Annotated in this window: 1 protein-coding gene; it reads left to right on the top strand. The window is 70.8% G+C overall.

The annotated features are described in order from the left end of the window. Positions 1 to 45: 45 nt before the first annotated feature. Positions 46 to 4,153: condensation domain-containing protein (locus IG98_RS47965; RefSeq protein ID WP_245651966.1), on the top strand; the 4,108-nt coding region annotated here is incomplete at its 3' end.

The following is a 4,153-nucleotide window of genomic DNA, read 5'->3' as shown; positions in this document are numbered from 1 at the left end:
GTGCGGTCGGTGCTGGTGGCGCATCCGGGGGTGGGTCAGGCCGCGGTGATCGCTCGGGAGGACGTTCCCGGTGATGTGCGCCTGGTCGCCTACATCGTCGCCGATGATCCCGAGGGAGCGCGGGAGAGCGGGTTGGCCGACACGGTGAGGCAGTTCGCGGCGCAGCGCCTGCCGGATCACATGGTGCCGTCGGCGGTGGTGGTGTTGGAGGCGCTGCCGTTGAGCGCGAACGGCAAGCTGGACCGCAAGGCGCTGCCCGCCCCGGACTTCGCGGGCACGGCAGGTGTGGGCCGAGGTCCGGCCAACGTACGGGAGGAGATCCTGTGCGCGGCCTTCGCCGAGGTGCTGGGCGTGGAGAGCGTGGGGGTCGACGACGACTTCTTCTCCCTGGGCGGGCACTCGCTGCTCGCGGTGCGGCTGGTGGAGGTGCTGCGCGGCCGGGGTGTGTCGGTGTCGGTGAAGGCGCTGTTCGACACCCCCACGGTGGCGAGTCTGGCGGAGTCGGCGGGTGCGGAGCGGGTGGTGGTGCCGGAGAACCTGATCCCGGCCGGTGCCACGGAGGTCACGCCGGAGATGCTGCCGCTGGTGGATCTCTCGGTGGCGGAGATCGAGCGGATCGTCGCCACGGTCGACGGCGGCGCGGGCAACGTGGCGGACGTGTATCCGCTGGCACCGCTGCAGGAGGGCCTGCTGTTCCATCACATGCTGGTGGAGGGTGGCGACGACCCCTATGTGATGCCGGCGGTGCTGGAGTTCGACTCCCGGGTGCGACTCGACGCCTTCCTCGCCGCGTTCCAGCAGGTGGTGGACCGGCACGACATCTACCGGACCTCGCTGGTCTGGGAGGAGCTGTCCGAGCCGGTGCAGGTGGTGTGGCGCCGTGCGGTGCTACCGGTCGAGGAGGTAGTACTCGATCCGCGAGGCACCGACCCGGTGGCCGATCTGGTGACGGCCGGGGGCCTGTCGATGGACCTGGGCCGGGCGCCACTGATCGACGTTCACATCGCGGCGCTTCCGGACGGCGACCGGTGGTTGGCGCTGCTCCGTGTACACCACATGGTCCGGGACGGCTCGGCACTTGAGGTGCTGCTCGGAGACATGGAGGAGTTCCTCGCGGGGCGCGGGGAGGAGCTGCCGGACTCGTTGCCGTACCGCGACTTCGTCGCGCAGGCGCACAGCGGAACGGATCGCTCCGAGCACCGGCGCTACTTCGCCGAGCTCTTCGGCGACGTGACGGAGCCGACGACGCCGTACGGGCTGATGGACGTGCGCGGTGACGGCTCCGACGTGGAACGGGCCCAGGTCGCGTTCTCACCGGAGCTGAACACGCGGCTGCGAGAGGTCGCGCGTCGTGCGGGGGTGAGCGCGGCGACGGTCACACATGTGGCGTGGGCGCGGGTGCTCGCGACGGTCAGCGGCCGTGGCGACGTGGTGTTCGGGACGGTGCTGTTCGGCCGGATGAACGCGGGAGCGGGCGCGGACCGCGTCGCGGGGCCCTTCATCAACACGCTGCCGGTTCGCGTCCGGACCGAGGAACTGGGTGTGCTGGCGGCGGTGTCGGCCATGCGCGGGCAGCTCGCGGGGTTGCTGGAGCACGAGCACGCCCTGCTCGTGGCGGCGCAACGGGCCAGCGGGGTCGGGACCGACACACCGCTGTTCACCTGCCTCTTCAACTACCGGCGCAACGCCGGCCAGGACATGGACGAGCGCTGGGACGGTGCCATGGAGGGCACCCGGCTGGTGTTCACGCGCGAGCGCACCAACTACCCGCTGGTCGTCTCCGTGGCGGACAGCGGGGACAGCATCACGCTGATCGTGGACGCGGTGGCCCCGATCGACGCACAGGCGGTGGGCGTGCTGCTGCGTACCTCTGCCGAGAATCTGGTGGACGCGCTGGAGACGGTGCTGGACGGTGGCGCGGACCGGCCACTGAGCGCGATCGCCGTGCTGGAGGAGAGCGAGCGTCATCGGTTGCTGGTGGAGTGGAACGACTCGGTGGTGGGGGTGGTGGAGGAGACGGCCGAGGAGTTGTTCGAGGCGCAGGTGGAGCGGGCGCCGGGCGGGTTGGCGGTGGTCGTGGGCGGGACGGTCTGGCGTGCGGGTGAGGCGGGTGGGGGATCGGTGCCGGTCGGGCGGCCGATCTCGAACGTGAGGGTGTTCGTGTTGGACGGACATCTTCAGCCGGTTCCGGTGGGGGTCGCGGGTGAGCTGTATGTGTCGGGGGCGGGGCTGGAGCGGGAAGACTGGGGGCCGGCGGGGCCGGCGGCGGAGCGATTCGTCGCGTGCCCGTTCGAGCCGGGTGAGCGAATGTACCGGACCGGGGACGTGGCCCGCTGGAACGCGGATGGCCGGTTGGAGTTCGCGGGCCGGGTGGATGAGCAGGTGAGGGGCCGTGGGACCCGGGCCGAGCCGGATGAGGTACGGGCTGAGGCGCTGCCGGTTCCGGACCGATCGGATGTGGCCGGTGCGGGCCGCGGCCCGGTGACGCTGCGGCAGGAGTTGCTGTGCGTGGCGTTCGCCCAGGTGCTCGGTGTGGACCGGGTCGGTGTCGACGATGATTTCTTCGCCCTGGGCGGGCATTCCCTTCAGGCGATCAAGCTGATCAGCCGGGTGCGGTCGCTGCTGAAGGTCGAGGTGCCGCTGCGGATACTGTTCGAGGCGCCGACGGTGGCGGGGTTGGTGGCCCGGTTGTCGGAGGGCACGGACGGGGAGAGGCCCGCCCTGGTGGCGGGGGAGCGTCCCGATCGGCTTCCGCTGTCGTTCGCGCAGCGCCGGATGTGGTTCCTCGGCCAGTTGGAGGGGCCGAGTGCGGTCTACAACATCCCGGTGGTGTTGCGGCTGTCGGGCACGATGGATGTGGAGGCGTTGAACGCCGCGTTGCGGGACGTGATCGGGCGGCACGAGGTGCTGCGCACGGTGTACCCGACAGCCGGTGGCGAGCCGTACCAGCGGGTGCTGGACCTTGAGGATCTGGTGTGGGAGCTGCCGGTGGTCGAGGTGGCGCAGGCGGATCTCGCCGCCGCGGTCACCGAGGCGAAGGGCCACGTGTTCGACCTGTCGTCGGAGGTGCCGATCCGCGCGTGGCTGTTCTCGATCGGGCCGGACGAGCAGGCGCTGGTCGTCATGGTCCACCACATCGCGGGTGACGGCTGGTCGATGGGACCGCTGTCCCGGGACCTGTCGGCGGCCTATGAGGCACGCCGTGCGGAACGGGCCCCGATGTGGGAGCCGTTGCCGGTGCAGTACGCCGACTACGCGCTGTGGCAGCGTGAGCTGCTGGGCGACGAGCGGGACCCGGACAGCATGATGTCCCGTCAGGTGGCGTACTGGCGGGAGGCGCTGGCAGGCGCGCCCGAGGAGCTGGTACTGCCCTTCGACCACACGCGTCCGGCCGTGGCTTCGCACCGCGGGCACAAGGTGCCGCTGGAGATTCCCGAGGAAGTGCACGCGCGCCTCGCGGAGGTGGCGCGCGCCGAGGGCGTGACGATGTTCATGGTGTTGCAGGCGGCGCTGGCGGTGCTGCTGTCGCGGCTGGGCGCGGGCACCGACATCCCGATCGGCGCGGCGAACGCCGGGCGCACCGACGAGGCGCTGAACGACCTGGTCGGCTTCTTCATCAACACGCTCGTGGTGCGTACGAACCTCGCCGGCGATCCGATGTTCCGTGAGGTCCTCGAGCGGGTGCGGGAGAGGAGCCTGTCGGCGTTCGCGCACCAGGACGTGCCCTTCGAGAGGCTGGTCGAGGAACTCGCTCCGACCCGCTCGATGGCCCGGCACCCGCTGTTCCAGGTGCAGTTGGACCTGGAGAACATCGACGAGGCGGTGCTCGACCTTTCCGGTCTCCGGGCCGAGGGGCTGACGGTAACGGCGCGGGCGGCGAAGTTCGATGTCGAGGTGACCCTCGGTGAGGCCTTCGACGCGGAAGGTGCGCCGGCCGGACTGCGGGGCTCGGTGACCGCGGCGGCGGACCTCTTCGAAGTGGAGTCGGTCGAGCGGCTCGCGGGACGTTTCGCACGGGTGCTGGCGACTCTGGCGGCCGACCCGCAAACCCGGCTGAGTGCGGTGGAGGTGTTGGAGGAGGGTGAGCGTCACCGGTTGTTGTCCGAGTGGAATGACACGGTGGTGGAGTGGTCGGGTGGGGTGGTTCCCGAGT

This window comes from Streptosporangium amethystogenes, from assembly GCF_000721075.1.
In the GTDB taxonomy this organism is placed as follows: Bacteria; Actinomycetota; Actinomycetes; order Streptosporangiales; family Streptosporangiaceae; genus Streptosporangium; species Streptosporangium amethystogenes.
The sequence above is the reverse complement of the archived record's forward strand: the minus strand, read 5'-3'. Positions and strand labels throughout refer to the sequence as shown.